13 protein-coding genes are annotated in these 18,711 nt (G+C 50.4%); 7 read left to right on the top strand and 6 right to left on the bottom strand.

Annotated elements, in window-relative coordinates:
* Window positions 1-93 precede the first annotated feature (93 nt).
* The 3 genes from LCS67_RS03525 to LCS67_RS03515 form a co-directional block, all read right to left on the bottom strand.
* A complete protein-coding gene (locus LCS67_RS03525; RefSeq protein WP_000540892.1) occupies window positions 94-1,017 on the bottom strand; it encodes a polysaccharide deacetylase family protein in 924 nt (307 codons plus the stop codon).
* 38 nt (window positions 1,018-1,055) lie between these two features.
* Window positions 1,056-1,934: a carbon-nitrogen hydrolase family protein gene (locus tag LCS67_RS03520; RefSeq protein WP_000089257.1), complete on the bottom strand. Its 879-nt coding sequence runs from the start codon at window positions 1,932-1,934 to the stop codon at window positions 1,056-1,058.
* Window positions 1,935-2,246: 312 nt separating this feature from the next.
* The gene (locus LCS67_RS03515) at window positions 2,247-2,843 is read right to left on the bottom strand and encodes a TetR/AcrR family transcriptional regulator (protein WP_000428463.1); all 597 of its coding nucleotides are present in this window, start codon (window positions 2,841-2,843) and stop codon (window positions 2,247-2,249) included.
* Window positions 2,844-3,217: 374 nt separating this feature from the next.
* Here LCS67_RS03515 and uidA point away from each other — a divergent pair, with 374 nt between their 5' ends.
* The 3 genes from uidA to uidC are packed head-to-tail and all read left to right on the top strand — an operon-like array spanning window position 3,218 to window position 7,700.
* Window positions 3,218-5,029 carry a beta-glucuronidase gene (gene uidA / locus LCS67_RS03510; protein WP_000945953.1) on the top strand — a complete coding sequence of 604 codons (1,812 nt, stop codon included), beginning with the start codon at window positions 3,218-3,220 and terminating at the stop codon, window positions 5,027-5,029.
* The gene (gene uidB, locus LCS67_RS03505; protein ID WP_001075549.1) at window positions 5,026-6,399 is read left to right on the top strand and encodes a glucuronide transporter; all 1,374 of its coding nucleotides are present in this window, start codon (window positions 5,026-5,028) and stop codon (window positions 6,397-6,399) included. Before uidA ends, uidB begins: the two co-directional genes overlap by 4 nt.
* Before the next feature lie 35 nt (window positions 6,400-6,434).
* A complete protein-coding gene (gene uidC, locus LCS67_RS03500) occupies window positions 6,435-7,700 on the top strand; it encodes a glucuronide uptake porin UidC (RefSeq protein WP_031566616.1) in 1,266 nt (421 codons plus the stop codon).
* 79 nt (window positions 7,701-7,779) lie between these two features.
* Here the strand turns inward: uidC and LCS67_RS03495 are convergent, their stop codons facing one another.
* Window positions 7,780-9,084, bottom strand: a complete 1,305-nt coding sequence (locus tag LCS67_RS03495; RefSeq protein WP_000784371.1) for an MFS transporter — start codon at window positions 9,082-9,084, stop codon at window positions 7,780-7,782.
* A gap of 404 nt (window positions 9,085-9,488) precedes the next feature.
* Between LCS67_RS03495 and uxuA the strand changes: the two genes are divergently transcribed.
* From uxuA to uxaC, 3 genes are all read left to right on the top strand, one after another.
* Window positions 9,489-10,673, top strand: a complete 1,185-nt coding sequence (gene uxuA, locus LCS67_RS03490) for a mannonate dehydratase (RefSeq protein ID WP_000815491.1) — start codon at window positions 9,489-9,491, stop codon at window positions 10,671-10,673.
* A 110-nt stretch (window positions 10,674-10,783) separates the two neighbouring features.
* On the top strand, window positions 10,784-12,256 hold the full coding sequence (locus LCS67_RS03485) for a fructuronate reductase (RefSeq protein ID WP_000437125.1): 1,473 nt from the start codon (window positions 10,784-10,786) through the stop codon (window positions 12,254-12,256).
* 11 nt (window positions 12,257-12,267) lie between these two features.
* Window positions 12,268-13,680, top strand: a complete 1,413-nt coding sequence (gene uxaC / locus LCS67_RS03480; protein ID WP_000190180.1) for a glucuronate isomerase — start codon at window positions 12,268-12,270, stop codon at window positions 13,678-13,680.
* A 299-nt stretch (window positions 13,681-13,979) separates the two neighbouring features.
* Here uxaC and LCS67_RS03475 read toward each other — a convergent pair whose 3' ends face one another.
* Both LCS67_RS03475 and gss read right to left on the bottom strand, forming a co-directional pair.
* Window positions 13,980-15,035, bottom strand: coding sequence for a methyl-accepting chemotaxis protein (locus tag LCS67_RS03475; RefSeq protein ID WP_000475255.1), 1,056 nt, complete (start codon window positions 15,033-15,035; stop codon window positions 13,980-13,982).
* A gap of 669 nt (window positions 15,036-15,704) precedes the next feature.
* Entirely contained in the window at window positions 15,705-17,561 is a 1,857-nt protein-coding gene (gene gss / locus LCS67_RS03470) for a bifunctional glutathionylspermidine amidase/synthase (protein ID WP_000033688.1), read from the bottom strand.
* 226 nt (window positions 17,562-17,787) lie between these two features.
* Between gss and yghU the strand changes: the two genes are divergently transcribed.
* Window positions 17,788-18,654: a glutathione-dependent disulfide-bond oxidoreductase gene (yghU, locus tag LCS67_RS03465; RefSeq protein ID WP_000774852.1), complete on the top strand. Its 867-nt coding sequence runs from the start codon at window positions 17,788-17,790 to the stop codon at window positions 18,652-18,654.
* Window positions 18,655-18,711 lie beyond the last annotated feature (57 nt).

The following is an 18,711-nucleotide window of genomic DNA, read 5'->3' as shown; positions in this document are numbered from 1 at the left end:
GATGGACAATATGCATTAACGAGCGGGCAAACAGGTAACTTCTGCCCGGGTAATCCGTTACCCGACTGATATTAACATTGTCATGAGGTGATATCATTTGCCTGGCCAGCCATAATCATCCGGAACCGGCGCTACGCCACGAACATCAGGACGGAGCATTTTTTGTCGATCCTCTTCGTCATCCACCCAGACACTGGCTATCTCTTCACAGGTTGCAAACCATACGCCATCATGCCCTTTAATATGTTCAATCAAGCGTGACAACATCATCATATGATGCCCATGACCGATTATCTGCGGATGAAGGGCCATCGCATATAAACCGTTTTCCTGATGGTTATAAGCATAGGTAAAAATATCCTTCCAGCGTCGCAGAACACCGTCAGTATCGCTCATCCCCTCCTGGTTGCCGGTATACGCCAGTGCGGGAAAATCATCCAGATACCAGCTAACAGGAATTTCCAGAATCGCGCTGGCCGGGCCTGCGATATTTCCCGTCTCCCAATTCACCTGCCAACGTTGAGGATGGTAAGGCACAAGATCTCTCGCCATCAGGCTACTGTCATAGAGAAAACCGGCTTCCTCCAGAAGATCCAGCGTATTCTCGCTATAATCCCAATAGGGAGAACGGTATCCCACAGGACGTATGCCGAAATGTCTTTTATAACAGGCGAACGCCAGATCCATAAGTCGGCGCTCTGTATCACGATTCACCAGCGTCGGATTTTCATGATAGTAGCCATGGTGAGCGATTTCATGCCCGGCATCAAAAATCGCTTTACTGATTTCCGGGAAGGTGTCTACAGTGTGTCCGGGAATAAAAAAGGTGGTTTTGATATTATTTTCTTTGAACAATTTCAGAAGCCTTGGTACGCCAACTTGTGCACCAAACTCTCCTCGTGACATAAAGGATGGCGACGGTCGATTAAATCCGCCCAGCCATAAAGACTGAGCATCTACATCGACACCAAGATTGACCGCAATCCTTTTACCCTCAGGTAATTTTAAATATCCCATAACGACCTCCAGCTAATACATAGAAGGGACACATTCTGTTATTTAATGTGTGATGGCCAGATATTATATATGCCTGCTTTTCTGCGTCTGTCCTTGAACGTTGTTGCTGCCCCACCGAGTCTATTTTCATATAGAACATCGAGGTTAATTTCTCCTGAAATGACATCCTCTTGATTGACGTGCGCCTCTGCGATAATACCTTGTGGATTTTTCCACACGACATCACAGGGGCTTAAAATTGAACTTCGGGCCCAGCAGCCTGGCAGTGGTCCACCCGGGTTTCCGCCCAGGCAACAGTGAACAAGATAAATTTGATTTTCAATACAACGTGCGTGGCAACAATGCCTGACTCGCCAAAATCCCTGTTCAGTAAACGTAGCGGAAGGCGTTAAAATTAACTCCACACCCTGTTCCACCAGCGTCGCGGCACACTCCGGTATTTCTGCTTCATAACAAATATTAAAACCCACCTTTGCAAATGGCAGTTGAAAAACAGCCATTTTATCGCCTTCCTGAGTATACCAACCCCGTTCAGCCGGAAAGATATGCGTCTTACTGTGAGCATAATGTTCGCCATCGGGTCCCCATATATGCGCAACATTCTCATAGCGATCTGCTCCGGTCTGCTCCAGATGAGAGCCAGCAATAATGAACTGTCCTCTTTCTTTCGCTTCCTGTTGAAAAAGCTGCTTATAGGCATCCGTGAACTGATCAATTAAAGTAAGGTGTGAAATGGGTCTTTCTTGCCATTTTTTCAATAGTGTAAATAGCTCAATGGTAAATAGCTCCGGGAAGATAACGACATCAGCTCCCTGACTTTTATTAAGAAGTATCCTTACCTTTGTTATGAAATCTTCAAAAGTGTTTATTTCAGTAACAATATACTGACAGGCTGAAACAGTAAAATTACGTGACATCGTGATATCCCCGGCATGAAATTTAAACTTAAATTAACGTATAGCGCATGGAGAATATTAGGGAGTGGGCATTACGACATCAGGTTATTTTTTGTGAAGCTACGCAAAATATATGGAGAAAAGAGTAGCAGCATTGAAGCTTTATTTACATAAAGGGGACTTTATCGATGATCGCAGCGAGACAGAGAGTCGATAAAAATCCAGGCGAAAAACAATAACCCTTACCACAATATTATTTTCATCATCTAAAAATAATCAGGCAAACTAAATGATAACGCGCTCGTATAAAACGAACGCGTATTTTTACCGACACTAGCTTGCAGAGTTGCATTTTAGTAGCCCGGTTAACATAGTTCTTAACGTCGTCGCAAAACTGACGTGCCGGGCATTCTCAGCAGAGCTGCTATCCGATAAAACACCATACGTGGTAGCTAATAATAGCCTTGCCGCCATTTCTTTATCCACATCGGCGCCAATTTCCCCCTTCGCCTGCGCATCGTTAAAACGTGCAACCAGCGAGGCGATAATAGTGTGGTATTTATTGGTTAGCATTTCCGCGACCTGAGGATTACGCATCCCTTCAGCCATAATCTCTACGACCAACGCCCGCTGCGCGCAGTCTTCACGCGTGACGGCAATAGTTGACTCCACCAGATAATCCACCAGCCCAACGCCCTCCAGCGGCTCACGAAAATGGGTTAGTGCTCTTTCCTGATCTTCTAAAATAATGGCTTCAATCAGGGCCTCTTTAGAGGGGAAGTGATGATAGAGTGTGCCGGGGCTCATGTCGCTGGCCTTACAGATCGTTTTCATTGATGTACTGTGAAAACCGTTTTCAGCAAAACACTGCCTGGCGGCGCGTAAAATTCGCATCCGCGTCGGTAGTGATTCGGTAAGTTTATTCTCCATTACGTTGACCCATTTTTCACTCTGCGTGGTGGCAGTGTACCCGGGCGCACTTCAGGCGCCTACTCTTCATCCTATTTTCTTTGATCCTCATGATATCCCTCCCGCCCCCTCCCCCTCACTTCCTGTATAAAAAACAGTAGAACGAACGTTCGATTGAACATTTTTTGCCATATGTCAACGGATGAAAATGGTTTTATGTGACAAAAGAAACAAAAATCAGGTTGCAATCCTGTTTTTTTTGATCCGCCTTAAGATCCTTCCTTTCTGCATTTTCCCTCTCGATCGCTGCGTGATAACTATTGCCTCAGACAACTGGTTAACTTGTTTTATTGCTGGTTGACCAATGAAAATTCATCAGGATTAAGGAGTGAACAATGTTACGTCCCGTAGAAACCCAGAGCCGCGAAATCAAAAAACTTGATGGACTGTGGTCGTTTTGCACGGATGCAGACGATTGCGGTATCGCGCAACAATGGTGGCGACAACCGCTCCCCCAAAGCCGCGCTATCGCCGTACCGGGTAGTTATAACGATCAGTTTGCCGATGCAGAGATCCGCAACTATGTCGGCAATGTCTGGTATCAGCTCAACGTCCGCATCCCCAAAGGCTGGGAGCATCAACGCATCGTTCTACGTTTTGATGCCGTCACGCATTATGGAAAGGTATGGGTAAATGACCACGCCGTGATGGAACACCAGGGAGGCTATACACCTTTCGAAGCGGATATCAGCCACCTGGCGGCAGCCGGAGAGAGCATACGTATCACAGTATGCGTCAATAACGAGCTGAGCTGGCAGACTATCCCTCCGGGGGTGGTGACCCGTGATGAAACGGGGAAAAGGCAGCAATCATACTTCCATGATTTCTTTAATTACGCCGGTATCCACCGTAGCGTCATGCTCTACACCACACCAAAAACGTTTGTTCAGGATATTACGGTGACGACGGAGGTCGCGAACGATCTCTCCCGGGCCACACTGAGCTGGCGGGTGGAGGCCAACGGTGAAGTACGCGTAGAACTGCGGGATGCCGGGCAGCATATTGTCGCCTACGGCGAAGGGGCAAAGGGCGAATTACAGATAGCAGCGCCACGATTATGGCAACCGGGCGAAGGATATCTGTACGAGCTGCGGGTTATCGCACAGCATCAGGACGAACGTGATGACTATCCGCTTCGGGTAGGAATCCGTAGCGTAGCGGTAAAAGGCGAACAGTTTCTGATAAATCATAAACCTTTTTATTTTACCGGCTTCGGTCGCCATGAAGATGCCGATCTACGAGGGAAAGGATTTGATAACGTGCTGATGGTACACGATCACGCGCTAATGTCGTGGATTGGCGCCAACTCTTATCGCACGTCGCACTATCCTTACGCCGAAGAGATGCTCGACTGGGCGGACGAGCATGGCATTGTCGTCATTGATGAAACAGCAGCTGTTGGTTTCAATCTCTCTTTAGGTATCGGCTTTGATTCCTGCGAAAAACCGAAGGCGCTATACAGCGAGGAAGGCGTCAATGATGAAACACAGCGGGCGCATCTCAAGGCTATTCAGGAATTGATCGCCCGCGATAAAAACCATCCCAGCGTGGTGATGTGGAGTATCGCGAATGAGCCGGATACCCGTCCAGAAGGCGCCAGAGACTATTTTGCGCCACTGGCGCAGGCCACGCGCGAACTGGACCCGACCCGCCCTATAACCTGCGTGAACGTCATGTTTTGCGATGTGGAAACCGACACCATCACCGACCTCTTCGATGTGGTGTGCCTGAACCGCTATTACGGTTGGTATGTACAAAGCGGCGATCTTGCGAAAGCAGAAAAAGTGCTGGAGAAAGAGTTACTGGCCTGGCAGGAGAAACTCCACCGCCCCATCATCATGACGGAATATGGTGTCGATACGCTGGCAGGGCTGCATTCGATGTACAGCGACATGTGGAGCGAAGAGTACCAGTGCGCCTGGCTGGAGATGTATCACCGAGTATTCGATCGCGTTAGCGCCGTTGTCGGCGAGCAGGTCTGGAACTTTGCCGATTTCGCGACTTCACAGGGCATTATGCGCGTCGGCGGTAATCGAAAAGGGATTTTTACCCGCGACAGAAGACCAAAATCGGCGGCCTTTATACTGCAAAAACGCTGGACCGGTATGACCTTCGGCGAAAAGCCACAGCAGGGAGAGAAATCATGAACCAGCCGCTTTCCTGGCGCGTTATCGTAGGCTACAGCCTGGGTGATGTTGCCAATAATTTCGCCTTCGCCATGGGGGCGCTGTTCCTGCTAAGTTATTACACCGACGTCGCAGGCGTCGGTGCCGCCGCTGCCGGTACGATGCTCTTACTGGTACGAATATTTGACGCCTTCGCCGATGTGGTGGCGGGACGCATAGTAGATAGTGTAAATACCCGCTGGGGGAAATTTCGCCCGTTCCTGCTGTTCGGATCGGCGCCGTTAATGCTGTTTAGCGTACTGGTATTCTGCGTCCCGGCAGAGTGGAGTCATAGCAACAAAGTTATTTACGCATATCTCACCTATATGGGACTTGGGTTCTGCTATAGCATGGTCAATATTCCCTATGGATCGCTGGCGACGGCAATGACTCAGGAACCGCGTTCGCGCGCCCGTCTCGGCGCGGCGCGCAGTATTGCGGCCTCGCTAACGTTTGTCTGTCTGGCCTTCCTGATCGGGCCGCGTATTACTCATTCCAGCCCGACAGAAATGGCGTCGGTCTACCTCTTCTGGACCATTATCCTGGCCATTGCCGGTATGGCGCTGTATTTCATCTGTTTTAAATCTACCCGCGAAAACGTGGTGCGTATCGTCGCGCAGCCGTCGTTAAAAATCAGTCTGCAAACGCTTAAACAGAACCGCCCGCTAATGATGCTTTGTACCGGCGCGCTATGCATTCTGATCTCGACCTTCGCCGTCAGCGCATCGTCACTGTTCTATGTACGCTATGTTTTGAATGATACCGCCCTTTTCTCGGTTATCGTGCTGGTACAAATGCTGGTAGGTTCTGTGGCGTCAGCACCTCTGGTTCCCCGTCTGGTGGCGAAGATAGGTAAGAAGAATACCTTCCTGGCGGGCGCCTTAATGGGCACCCTTGGGTATTTGCTTTTCTTTTATATGTCTGACCATTCAGTGCCCGTGGCCTTAACCGCTCTGGCGATTGCCGCTATTGGCCAGGGGATCACCATGACGGTAATGTGGGCGCTGGAGGCGGATACCGTGGAGTACGGCGAATATCTCACGGGCGTGCGCATAGAAGGTCTGACTTACTCGCTATTTTCTTTTACCCGTAAATGCGGCCAGGCTATCGGCGGTTCTATTCCGGCCTTTATTCTTGGGTTAAGTGGCTATATCGCCAATCAGACGCAGACGCCGGAAGTCATTACCGGTATCCGGATGTCTATATCGCTCATACCGTGCGGCTTTATGTTACTGGCTTTTATTATTATTTGGTTTTACCCATTAACGGATAATAAATTTAAGGAGATTGTTCAGGAGATAGATAAACGAAAACAGTCACAGCAACAACTTATTAAAGATTTTAATAAATAGCTTTTCGATAACAATAATATACAACAGGTTAAACAATGAAAAAATTCGCGAAGATAGCGGCTATTCCAATAGCAGTAGTCGCGGCCTGTCCTTCTGCCCTGGCCCTACAAATTTCTGATGATGAGTCCGCCTTACGTTTTAGACTGAAAAATGAGTTACGAAGAGCTGATAAGCCCAGCGCGGGCGCAGGCAGAGATATTTATGCCTGGGTTCAGGGTGGGTTAATTGATTTTAATAGCAGCTATTATTCACAACGGATCGGTGTCGAGGGTAGCGCGTATTATGTTTATAAACTCGGTGCTCGCGATAATATGAGTACACGCTGGTACTTAGACGGACACGAGAGTTTCGGCTATGTGCTTGGCGCAATAAAAATAAAGCCAACAGAAAATAGCCGCTTAAAAATAGGTCGTTTTGGCACCGATTATAGTTATGGCAGCCTCCCCTGGCGAATTCCACTCATCGCCAGCAGCTCACAACGCACGCTACCGACCGCTTCCGAAGGCGCGCTGGGCTACCTGGCGCTGACGCCAAATGTAGAGTTCTGGGCAATGTGGCGTACCCGCGTTTTTCAGTGGACAGACTCAACGACCGGTATTCGCAATGAAGGCGTCTACAACAGTAAAACGGGTCAATATGATCATCATCGTCCACGCGCATTTTTCGCCGCCAGCTGGCACGACGAGAGCAGCCGCTATTCCATAGGCGGCTCGCAGCAAAACGATGTCTCCCGTCAGGTACAGGGTATCTTTGAAAAACGGATACCACTAGACGATGGTTATGCCCTGAAAGGCGAGCTGCTCGGTTTTTACGCCCGGCTGGAGGGGCTAAGTCGTTCATCCACCCAGCCTAATGAGACCGGGTTGGTTAGCGCTCAGTTTACCTGGAGCGCCCCCTGGGGCAGCCTGTTTGCCAGTGGCGGCTATCTGCAACACGCCATGAACGGCGCAGTAGTCGATACCGATATTGGTTATCCCTTCTCTTTAAGCCTCGATCGCAACCGGGAAGGCATGCAGTCCTGGCAGGCGGGCGTTAATTACCGTGTTACGCCACAGCTCACCATGACATTCGCGCCTGTCGTCACGCGCGGTTATGAGTCCAGCCAGCGCGCTGTTCAAATTAAGGGGGTGGGTCTGCTGGGAGCCATAAATTATCGTATTGAAGAGGGGTCGCTAGAGGGCATGAACATTTTTCTTGCCGCTGACAAAGGGCGCGAAAAACGCGACGGTAGCGCGCTGGGCGATCGCTTGAATTACTGGGATGTGAAGATGAGCATCCAGTATGATTTTATGCTCAGGTAAGATGAAGACGGCCACCCGGAGGTGGCCGTTAGAGGCCGGTAGCGCTTTCGCTTATCAGGCCTGTGAAACCGAGACAGCTTTAGCGGTGAGACGCCAGCGGCTGTTCCGTCATTGGCGGGTGATGCTTTTCCGGATCTTTAATCAGTACCCACAGGATGATGGCGCCGATAATATCGAACAGACTGAGTGCAATGAAGAACGGGCCGTAACCGATAATAGCGACCAACGCCCCCATAAACAGGTTGAAGCTTAACTGTCCCATCCATGCCGCAGATCCTGCCAGACCGGCAACCGTCGCGACCTCATTTTTCTTGAATAGGTCAGCGCTCATGGTAATCACGACGGTAGACAGCGTCTGGTGCGCAAAACCGCCAATACTCATCAATGCAATGGCGACATACGGGTTAGTCGTAATGCTGACAAAACCGATCGAAATCATCAAAACAGCGCCGATGGTAAAGCTACAACGACGCGCATTGATCGTGGTCATGTGCATCTTTTCCATGAAGAACTTCGCCAGGAAACCGCCTGCAACGCAGCCAAAGTCCGCCGCCAGGAACGGCAACCAGGCAAACATGGCGATCTCTTTTAACGGCAGATGCATCACGTTAATCAGATACAGCGGCATCCAGAAACTCAGCGTTCCCCATGCCGGGTCAGCCAGAAAACGGGTAATCGCCAACGCCCAGAAGTTACGCTTTTTAACGATCTCTTTAACGGCCGGTTTTTTGTTATCGTCCTGGAGATAGCTTTCCTGGCCGTCTTCGATATAACGCAGCTCTTTGTGGGTGATCCACGGGTGTTTATTTGGCGAGTTATAAATCAGGAACCAGGTGATGGCGAACAGCACGCCGATCCCACCGGTAATCACAAACGCCATTTCAGTACCGATGCCGCTATCAGCAAAGGTCAGCATCGCCCAGACCACCAGCGGCGGCGCCAGCATCGCGCCAATCGAAGTACCGATATTAAACAGCCCCCCCGCAATACCGCGTTCTTTCGTCGGGAACCATTCGGCGCTGGCTTTAATCCCGGCCGGAATCGCCGACGCTTCGGTCAGCCCCATCAGACCACGCAGAAATGCCAGGCTTATCCAGCCGCCGGCCAGCGCGTGCGCCATGTTGATCAGCGACCACAACAAGGCAAAGATAAAGAAGCCGATTTTCAGTCCGATGACATCCATCAAATAGCCGGTGATCGGCTGCGCAATGGTGTAACAAAGCTGGAAGGCGCTCACCACCCAGGAATATTGTTGCTCATCAAAATGGAGTTCTTTCATCATCGCTGGCGCCGCAACGCTAAGCGAGCTACGGGACAGGTAGTTTACGATGGTCCCTACGCAGACCAGGCCGATAATCCACCATCTTAATTTTGTCATCTTCATGATAAAGCCTCGTTAAAAAACATTAGCTCCGCGCCGTCTGACCTGTAGCGGGAAAACTGAAATCACAAAAATTGGTTGACCAATCAATATTTTCTCATCCGGACCGGTCAAAATCTGGCGGCAACTCCCGCACTTAGTATTCTTGAAATAAATACATCAACTCATTTCAAGTTGAATGGTGAATGCTTTTCACCCAGTAAAAATTGACACAGATCAAATAAATAAAATTGGCAGACCGTGAATGATGATATTTGTGATTTGGTTAGCCAATTTAGACAATAAGGTTGACATGAGAAAATTTTTGGTTGAATTTAGGAGCCAGAACGGGTTTACAAAGCACGTTTCGATGTTGGCTGGCAATGGGTCAACCACGAAGACGTTATCGCAAGAAGAGGAAACGAGATATGAAACAAACCTGGCGCTGGTACGGACCTAACGACCCGGTAACGCTGTCAGATGTACGCCAGGCTGGCGCAACCGGCGTGGTAACGGCGTTACACCATATCCCGAATGGAGAAATTTGGTCGGTAGACGAGATCCAGAAACGTAAAGCAATCGTTGAAGAGGCGGGTCTGGAGTGGTCTGTGGTAGAGAGCGTACCTATCCACGAAGACATCAAAACCCACACCGGTCAGTACGATTTATGGATCAAAAACTACCAGCAAACGCTACGTAACCTGGCGCAATGCGGTATCTATACGGTTTGTTATAACTTTATGCCGGTGCTGGACTGGACACGTACGGATCTGGAATACGTATTACCGGATGGTTCCAAAGCGTTGCGTTTTGACCAGATTGAATTCGCCGCGTTCGAACTGCACATCCTGAAGCGTCCGGGAGCAGAAGCCGACTATACGGCAGAAGAGATTGCTCAGGCAGAGCGGCGTTTCGCCACCATGAGCGAGGAAGACAAAGCACGTCTGACCCGCAACATTATTGCCGGTTTACCTGGCGCGGAAGAAGGCTATACGCTGGAGCAGTTCCGTCAACACCTGGCGACGTATAAAGATATCGATAAAGCAAAACTGCGTGAACATTTTGCCTATTTCCTGAAAGCCATTATTCCGGTTGCCGACGAGGTTGGCGTGCGTATGGCCGTTCACCCTGACGATCCGCCGCGCCCTATTCTCGGCCTGCCGCGCATTGTCTCTACCATTGAAGACATGCAATGGATGGTGGAAACCGTTAATAGCATGGCGAACGGCTTCACCATGTGTACCGGATCTTACGGCGTGCGCGCCGACAACGATCTGGTTGATATGATCAAGCAATTTGGTCCGCGCATCTACTTTACGCATCTGCGCTCTACGCTGCGCGAAGAGAATCCGAAGACCTTCCACGAGGCCGCCCATTTGCACGGCGATGTGGATATGTATGAAGTCGTTAAAGCGATTGTGGAAGAAGAGCACCGTCGTAAAGCCGAAGGTAGCGACGATCTGATCCCAATGCGCCCGGACCACGGTCATCAGATGCTGGACGATCTGAAGAAGAAAACGAATCCGGGTTATTCCGCCATTGGCCGTCTGAAAGGGCTTGCGGAAGTCCGCGGCGTCGAACTGGCTATCCAGCGCGCTTTCTTTAGCAAATAACCTTCTTTCGCATGGCGCGACGCGTCATGCGATTTCCCCTACTCAATGCAATAGCAACATGCCTCGCCCCGGAGATCGCGGGCGAAGACGTCGAATGACAGGAGTTTGCAATGGAACAGAATATCGCCACCGCCCAGGTTTCCGTCGCCCGCCCAAACTGGGACAAATCACGTCTGGTATCCCGTATTGTGCATCTGGGCTGCGGGGCGTTTCACCGCGCGCACCAGGCGCTCTTTACTCATCATCTACTGGAAAAGAGCGACAGCGACTGGGGCATTTGTGAAGTGAACCTGATGCCGGGTAACGACGCGCGGCTGATCGCGAACCTGAAAGCGCAAAATCTGCTGTACACCGTTGCAGAACGCGGCGCAGAAAGCACCGAACTGAAAATTATCGGTTCAATGAAAGAAGCGCTACACCCTGAATTCGACGGTCATGCAGGGATTCTGGCGGCAATGGCGCGCCCGGAAACCGCCATCGTCTCCTTAACCGTGACCGAAAAAGGCTACTGCACCGACCCCGCCAGCGGCGAGCTTGATGTCAATAACCCGCTGATCCAAAACGATCTTGCCCATCCACAGCAGCCTAAATCCGCCATTGGCTATATTGTCGAAGCGCTAAACATGCGCCGGGAGCAAGGACTGAAAGCTTTTACCGTGCTGTCGTGTGATAACGTGCGCGAGAATGGTCACGTCGCGAAGGCTGCCGTCCTCGGTCTGGCAAAAGCTCGCGATGCCGCCCTCGCCGCATGGATTGCCGACAATGTGACCTTCCCCTGCACCATGGTTGACCGCATTGTTCCGGCAGCGACCGAAGAGACGCTACAACTGGTTGCCGACCAGTTAGGGGTTTATGATCCCTGCGCTATCGCCTGCGAACCCTTCCGCCAGTGGGTCATCGAAGATAACTTTGTGAATGGTCGCCCGGACTGGGACACCGTCGGCGCGCAATTCGTTGCAGACGTCGTACCGTTTGAGATGATGAAGCTGCGTATGCTTAACGGCAGTCACTCTTTCCTCGCCTATCTGGGTTATCTCGGCGGGTATGACACTATCGCCGATACCATGACCAACCCGGCTTACCGTCGCGCGGCGCTGGCGCTGATGCTTGATGAACAAGCGCCGACGTTGTCAATGCCGGAAGGCACCGATCTGGAAGGGTATGCGAATTTGCTGATTGCGCGTTTCACTAACCCCTCGTTGAAACACCGCACCTGGCAGATCGCGATGGATGGCAGTCAGAAACTGCCGCAGCGTTTGTTGGACCCGGTACGTCTGCACTTACAACAGGGCGATGACTATCGCCACCTGACGCTGGGCGTCGCCGGATGGATGCGTTACGTCGGCGGTGTCGATGAACAAGGTAAAACCATTGATGTCGTCGATCCGCTGCTCGCGCAGTATCAGGCGATTCATCAGCAATATCAGACGCCGGAAGAACGCGTTCGCGGGCTACTGGCCATCGAGTCTATCTTTGGCAGCGACCTGCCGAAGAACCACGAATTTGTGCAAGCCGTTACCGACGCTTACCAACAGCTATTGCAGAACGGCGCGAAAGCCACGGTAGAAGCGCTGGCTAAGTAAGGAGATAAATCATGGCTACGTTTATGACTGAAGATTTTCTACTTAAAAACGACATTGCCCGCACGCTGTACCATAAATACGCCGCGCCCATGCCGATTTATGACTTCCACTGCCATTTAAGTCCGCAGGAAATTGCCGACGATCGCCGTTTCGATAACCTCGGTCAGATCTGGCTGGAAGGCGACCACTATAAATGGCGAGCGCTACGAAGCGCAGGCGTGGATGAATCGCTGATCACCGGCAAAGAGACCAGCGATTATGAAAAATATATGGCCTGGGCCAATACCGTACCAAAAACGCTGGGTAATCCGCTGTATCACTGGACGCACCTTGAACTACGCCGTCCATTTGGCATTACAGGTACGCTGTTCGGACCGGATACCGCAGAAAGTATCTGGACGCAGTGTAATGAGAAACTGGCGACGCCGGCCTTTTCCGCGCGCGGTATTATGCAGCAGATGAATGTGCGGATGGTCGGAACCACCGACGACCCGATAGATTCTCTGGAATATCACCGCCAGATAGCCGCCGACGACAGCATTGATATTGAAGTCGCGCCAAGCTGGCGCCCCGACAAAGTTTTCAAAATCGAACTGGACGGCTTTGTCGATTACCTGGGGAAACTGGAAGCGGCGGCAGATGTCAGCATTACCCGTTTCGACGATTTACGTCAGGCGCTCACTCGCCGTCTCGACCATTTCGCCGCCTGCGGCTGCCGCGCGTCGGATCATGGCATTGAAACGCTGCGATTTGCACCGGTGCCCGACGATGCGCAGCTTGACGCCATTCTGGGCAAACGTCTGGCTGGCGAAACGCTGAGCGAACTTGAGATCGCCCAGTTTACCACAGCGGTGCTGGTCTGGCTGGGCCGTCAGTACGCCGCGCGCGGCTGGGTGATGCAGTTACATATTGGCGCGATCCGTAACAATAATACCCGGATGTTCCGCCTGCTGGGGCCGGATACCGGCTTTGACTCCATTGGCGATAATAACATTAGCTGGGCGCTCTCCCGTTTGCTCGACAGTATGGATGTGACCAATGAACTGCCCAAGACTATCCTCTATTGCCTGAACCCACGTGATAACGAAGTCCTGGCGACCATGATCGGTAACTTCCAGGGGCCGGGAATTGCCGGAAAAGTGCAGTTTGGTTCCGGCTGGTGGTTTAACGATCAGAAAGACGGGATGCTGCGCCAACTGGAGCAACTGTCGCAAATGGGACTGTTAAGTCAGTTTGTCGGGATGCTGACCGACTCCCGCAGTTTCCTTTCTTATACGCGACATGAATATTTCCGTCGTATTCTCTGTAACCTGCTGGGACAGTGGGCGCAGGACGGAGAGATTCCTGATGATGAAGCGATGCTAAGCCGTATGGTTCAGGATATCTGCTTCAATAATGCCCAACGTTATTTCACGATTAAATAATCGCTATTAATCTGTGAGCACAGGTTTCAGGTATTCCGAGGGGCAGGAAGGCGGTAAGAGAGTGAGAAATTTAGCAGTAACGCACTTTTCCAGCCAAAGTCTGGCCGCCGATAAAAAGCAAAGAGGTTGCTGATTAATCCCGAATCACTTACTAAGGTAAGTGATTCGGGTGAACAAACACAGCCATCTTCTGCGTCATGCTTCTTTTCTCTGTCCGGAATAACTCCAGTGCAGAAAGTGTGATACATCAGTCCTGTTGATGATGGCTCCAGTTGGTTATACGGTAATAACTCATGACTTCACAGTGTGGTTTCTTTTAACAAATCGACAGCCAGCATTTCCAGCTGGTTAACCACCTCATTACTGGATCGCTCCATTCTGTCGAGTTCTTGCGACATCGCATTCATATTGCCTGCGGCAAAATAGTTCAACGCAGAGTGACCAGCAGTATGCACCTCTTTATGCGGCGCTTCCAGACTACGGAAACTGTAGTAATTGCTAAACTGCTGCCCTTCAAAACCGTAGTACCATTTCCCCAGCCGACACTGATCGTGCATCGTTATTTTACTGTTTATGTCTTTATTTAAGAGTAATTTGTAGACTTCCATTTTCCAGATAACATGGTCAACTTTAACAATATTCAAAAACTGCACCGTAGAGATGTACTGCATGACCGATTTCATGCTCAGCGATTTATCGATGACGATGCCAATAGACTCCACAATTTGATTTATGTTAGTCGTAATATTATCAATAACCGGCTGTTGGTTATCCAGTACCTCACTCACTCTGGCCGTATTATCTTTGATTACAGAGGTTAACGTACTGACGCTTTTCGAACTGTGTTTAACATCTTCGGACAGGTTTTTCACCTCTTTCGAAATAACGCTAAAACCACGCCCGGCATCCCCTACGCGCGCGGCCTCGATCGCGGAGTTAATCGCTATCAAATTGGTCTGGTTAGCGATCTTCTGTATCTCTTTAATACACGCATTAATTTGCGTTAAGGAGGTATTTAAGTCGCCCATACGACAGCCAATATCCGATGAAGTCGTGCCAATTTCGGTGATAAATTCCACGAGCGATTTTAATGAACTTCTGGCTTTATCATTCTGTTCGTTAAGTTCATTAATGCGTTCTTTTTCAATGTTGAGCTGCTCACAGGACTTAATGATGGCATTACGAATGATATCGATCGTCGAAATCCCCATCAGAATTTTTTGACACAATATCCGCTCATAAGGCTCAGGAGTATCCACCACCACGTCAGACGCATTAGCGCCAGATTCTGCTGGCGGCGGTATTTTTACAACATTATTATTCCAGTGGCGCAAGCCTAATACTTTTTTAAACATATACCATTCTCCTTATTATATGTGGACATCCTGATCTATGCCTGGATAAAGTATTATCAACTCATGCTAACATAATGAAAAATCGGCTGTCATCTGCCATAACCATACGTTCACCAGAATAAGACAAAACGTCCACTAAACTTAAATAATTACAGAGTAAACTATTCAACAATACTATTAATAGTCATAATGGAAGTCGCTTCACTTTATACGGAAATATTATTTACAAGGCTGACAACAATAGCTGAATAATAATTAACTGCATTTACTTAGGTGTAGCTATATCTCGCCACGAAGATTGCAGACAGGGTTTAAACGCAAACTTTTGCAATAGAAAAATAACCTAACGTAAACTTTTTATATGACCAATAATATCATTTGGACTCATCAATATATTATGCTGTCCGTTTACCAGCCAAACAGGCATGACCTAAATCCAAAGGAATGGGGGCAGCGTAACCAGCCGCAAAAAGTATCGATTAGTCGAAAATCAGGAAACGGATGCGCCAACGCGGCGAGCGTCACCGCCTGCGTCAGAAAAGTTAAGAATAATTTGTGATATTATTTCTCATATGTTACCAGTAAATGGCAAGCTGAAAGCCGTTCGCTGGTAAACACAACAGGCGGGATATCGGCACCAACGCCGATATCCCGACGAGAATGACCCCGTTACGCTTTGATGACGATTAACGGTTCAATATCGCTCTCTTTTCTAATGACTAATGAATCATCGCCGCGCAGGCACGTACCGCCGTAGTTACCGCCCACGGTAAACGTACAGACCTGAATATACTTCCCGGCGACCTTCGGCAGGCACCACAACTGCTGATAGATATTTTTCTGCGTGGCGAACTTGCCGCTGGTTTTATCCAGGAGCTCTTCCTGATGGCTCACCAAATCAATATTACTACCGCAACGTCCGGCAATCGGTTTTACCGCATAGCCGGTCTGCACCAGCTCATCGTTAACGGTAAAATCCGTGTCGAGCAAATAGCGATGATGCGGGAAGAGCGACCACAGGATGGGCAGGATCGCTTTGTTACCTGGGATCACCGTCCACAGCGGTTCAAACACCAACACTTCCGGGCGCAGTAATACATCAATCAGCCGGACTTCATTTTTCGGGTGCCCGGTACGAATAGGCACTGCGGCATACTCCGTCTCGCTGACTTCGCGTATCTGCTCCATCGCCGTTTCCCACGCCCAGGTTTTCCAGACACAATTCACCAGCCGTCCGTCGCCATCAATCAACTGCCCGGCGTCATCCCAGCGCAACTCGCCCAGCCCGCGGAGAATTTTGCTCGCGAAGCCGGCCTGATGCAGCGCCTGCTGCATAAACTGCGCGTGATAGTCCTCCTCGATATCATCATCCTGCATGATATGGACGAAAGGACGCGCTTTACTGTGTTTCCAGGCGCCTGCCAGCTCGTTAATTAAGCCCTCCGCCGGGTTATGCCCTTTACCGGTATAGCCCTGCTCAGCCCATTTTTCGAGAATTAATCCCGCTTCGGTATGGCATGATGCGGAATCGGCATTGTATTCATAGACTTTCAGCCCGCGTTCATCCATGCAGAAATCCATACGACCGGTGATCATATGGTGACGACGGCGCTGCCAGGAGAGACGCAGGCGCGGCCAAAGAATTTTGGGGATATCGAATAGCGCCAGCAGATTATCGTCTTTTAAAACTTTGTCCGTGGCGTGCAGGTACATCAAATGCAACTCATTAGTCGCTTTGATAAGCTCCTGTTCAGCGCTCTCAGTGATGGTAAAATACTGGTACGGGTCCTGATTGATAACGTGTCCGTTCGCCTGTACATAGGCTTTTTGTAACGGATCGCACTCATCCAGCCACTGACCGTCAAACTGACCTTTCTCTGGCAGTCTTGCGCCGCGAATCGCCAGCGACTGATTCGCGATGTCAGGCTGTGACAAACTGTATTGCGTGTCGTCGGTCTGGATCATCCAGCCTAAAATCGTCGTGTCATCAAAGGTGTCGCGCAGGGTGTAACACCCGTTTTCTACGACCATTTCCAGTTCGCGAGTCCACTGCTGCCCTGGCGGCAATGGCGTGTGGATAACGTTTTGCTCAGCAATACGAATTTTGTTATCCAGGAGTTGGGTGATAATCGCGACGTGCCCGGTTTCGTTAAACTCGCCGCCCTTTTGCCAGATGAGCAGCGCCCCGGCCTCCGGCGCGCGCGGCGAACCGTTCGGGAAGGCCTGCAAAGGCAAAATATTGTCATTCACGACCTCGCGCAGAAAACGCAGCGAGAAGATTTCCCAGGCCATGCCGACGTCAGTAAAAACAACGCCATAATTCAGAAAGAGAAAACGGCGGGCAAATTCCACGCACTGCCATTTATGCCCCATGTATTCATCGTCGATGTAGCTACGAAAAGCTGCGTCGTCGTCGTCCCACGGATCGAGGGAATTGTAATCTGAAGAGTAGATCGCTACGCCGCCGGGGGCGTAACCCAATAATGTCCCGAAGGGGGCATCCTGACTGGTGGTTCCTTTGCTCATGCACTTACCTCAAAACAAGACCGCCTGAGCAGCCTGGCGTGATTTCGCTCTGATTGTCTGCTCTGTGACACTAACCGGACAGAGGTCGACATAATCATACACCTCAATAAGGCACACTGAGGCCAGAAGGTTAAAATTTCACTCGCCGGAATGTCCCAATCGGTTAAATGTCCGGTTAGCAAGCTGCTACACTGCTTCAACACCACCACAGTGAAGGCAGGTCAATATGGCAGATAATACTTATCAACCCGCAAAAGTCTGGACGTGGGATAAATCCGGCGGCGGCGCGTTCGCTAACATTAATCGCCCGGTTTCCGGCCCGACGCACGACAAAACGCTGCCCGTCGGCAAACATCCGTTACAGCTCTATTCGCTGGGGACGCCTAACGGCCAGAAAGTGACCATTATGCTGGAAGAACTCCTGGCGCTGGGCGTGACTGGTGCCGAATATGACGCCTGGTTGATTCGCATCGGCGAGGGCGATCAGTTCTCCAGCGGCTTTGTTGACATCAATCCGAACTCAAAAATCCCGGCGCTGCGCGATAATTCACACAACCCGCCGATTCGGGTTTTTGAGTCGGGCGCAATTCTTGTTTATCTGGCGGATAAGTTTGGCCATTTCCTGCCGCAGGATCTGGCTAAGCGCACAGAAACCCTTAACTGGTTGTTCTGGCTACAGGGCGCGGCGCCGTTCCTCGGCGGCGGTTTCGGTCATTTCTATCATTATGCGCCGGTAAAAATTGAGTACGCCATTAATCGCTTCACCATGGAAGCCAAGCGTCTGCTGGACGTGCTGGATAAGCAGTTAGCTCACCACCCGTATGTCGCGGGAGAAGAGTACACTATTGCCGATATGGCCATCTGGCCGTGGTTCGGTAACGTGGTGCTGGGGAATGTCTATGATGCAGCGGAGTTTCTGGATGCCGGAAGTTATCAAAACGTACAACGCTGGGCGAAACAGGTAGCCGAACGTCCGGCGGTAAAGCGGGGGCGCATTGTCAACCGGACCAACGGCCCATTGAACGAACAGCTTCACGAACGCCATGACGCCAGCGACTTCGAAAACCATACCGAAGATAAACGTCAAAGTTAAACCATAATGCCGGATGGGGTAGTAATGTCGTCATCCGGCATGGTATTCCCTGCTGAC

It is taken from the genome of Salmonella sp. A7 (assembly GCF_020181675.1).
Classification (GTDB): Bacteria; Pseudomonadota; Gammaproteobacteria; order Enterobacterales; family Enterobacteriaceae; genus Salmonella; species Salmonella enterica.
This window is presented reverse-complemented; position numbering and strand designations above follow the sequence as displayed.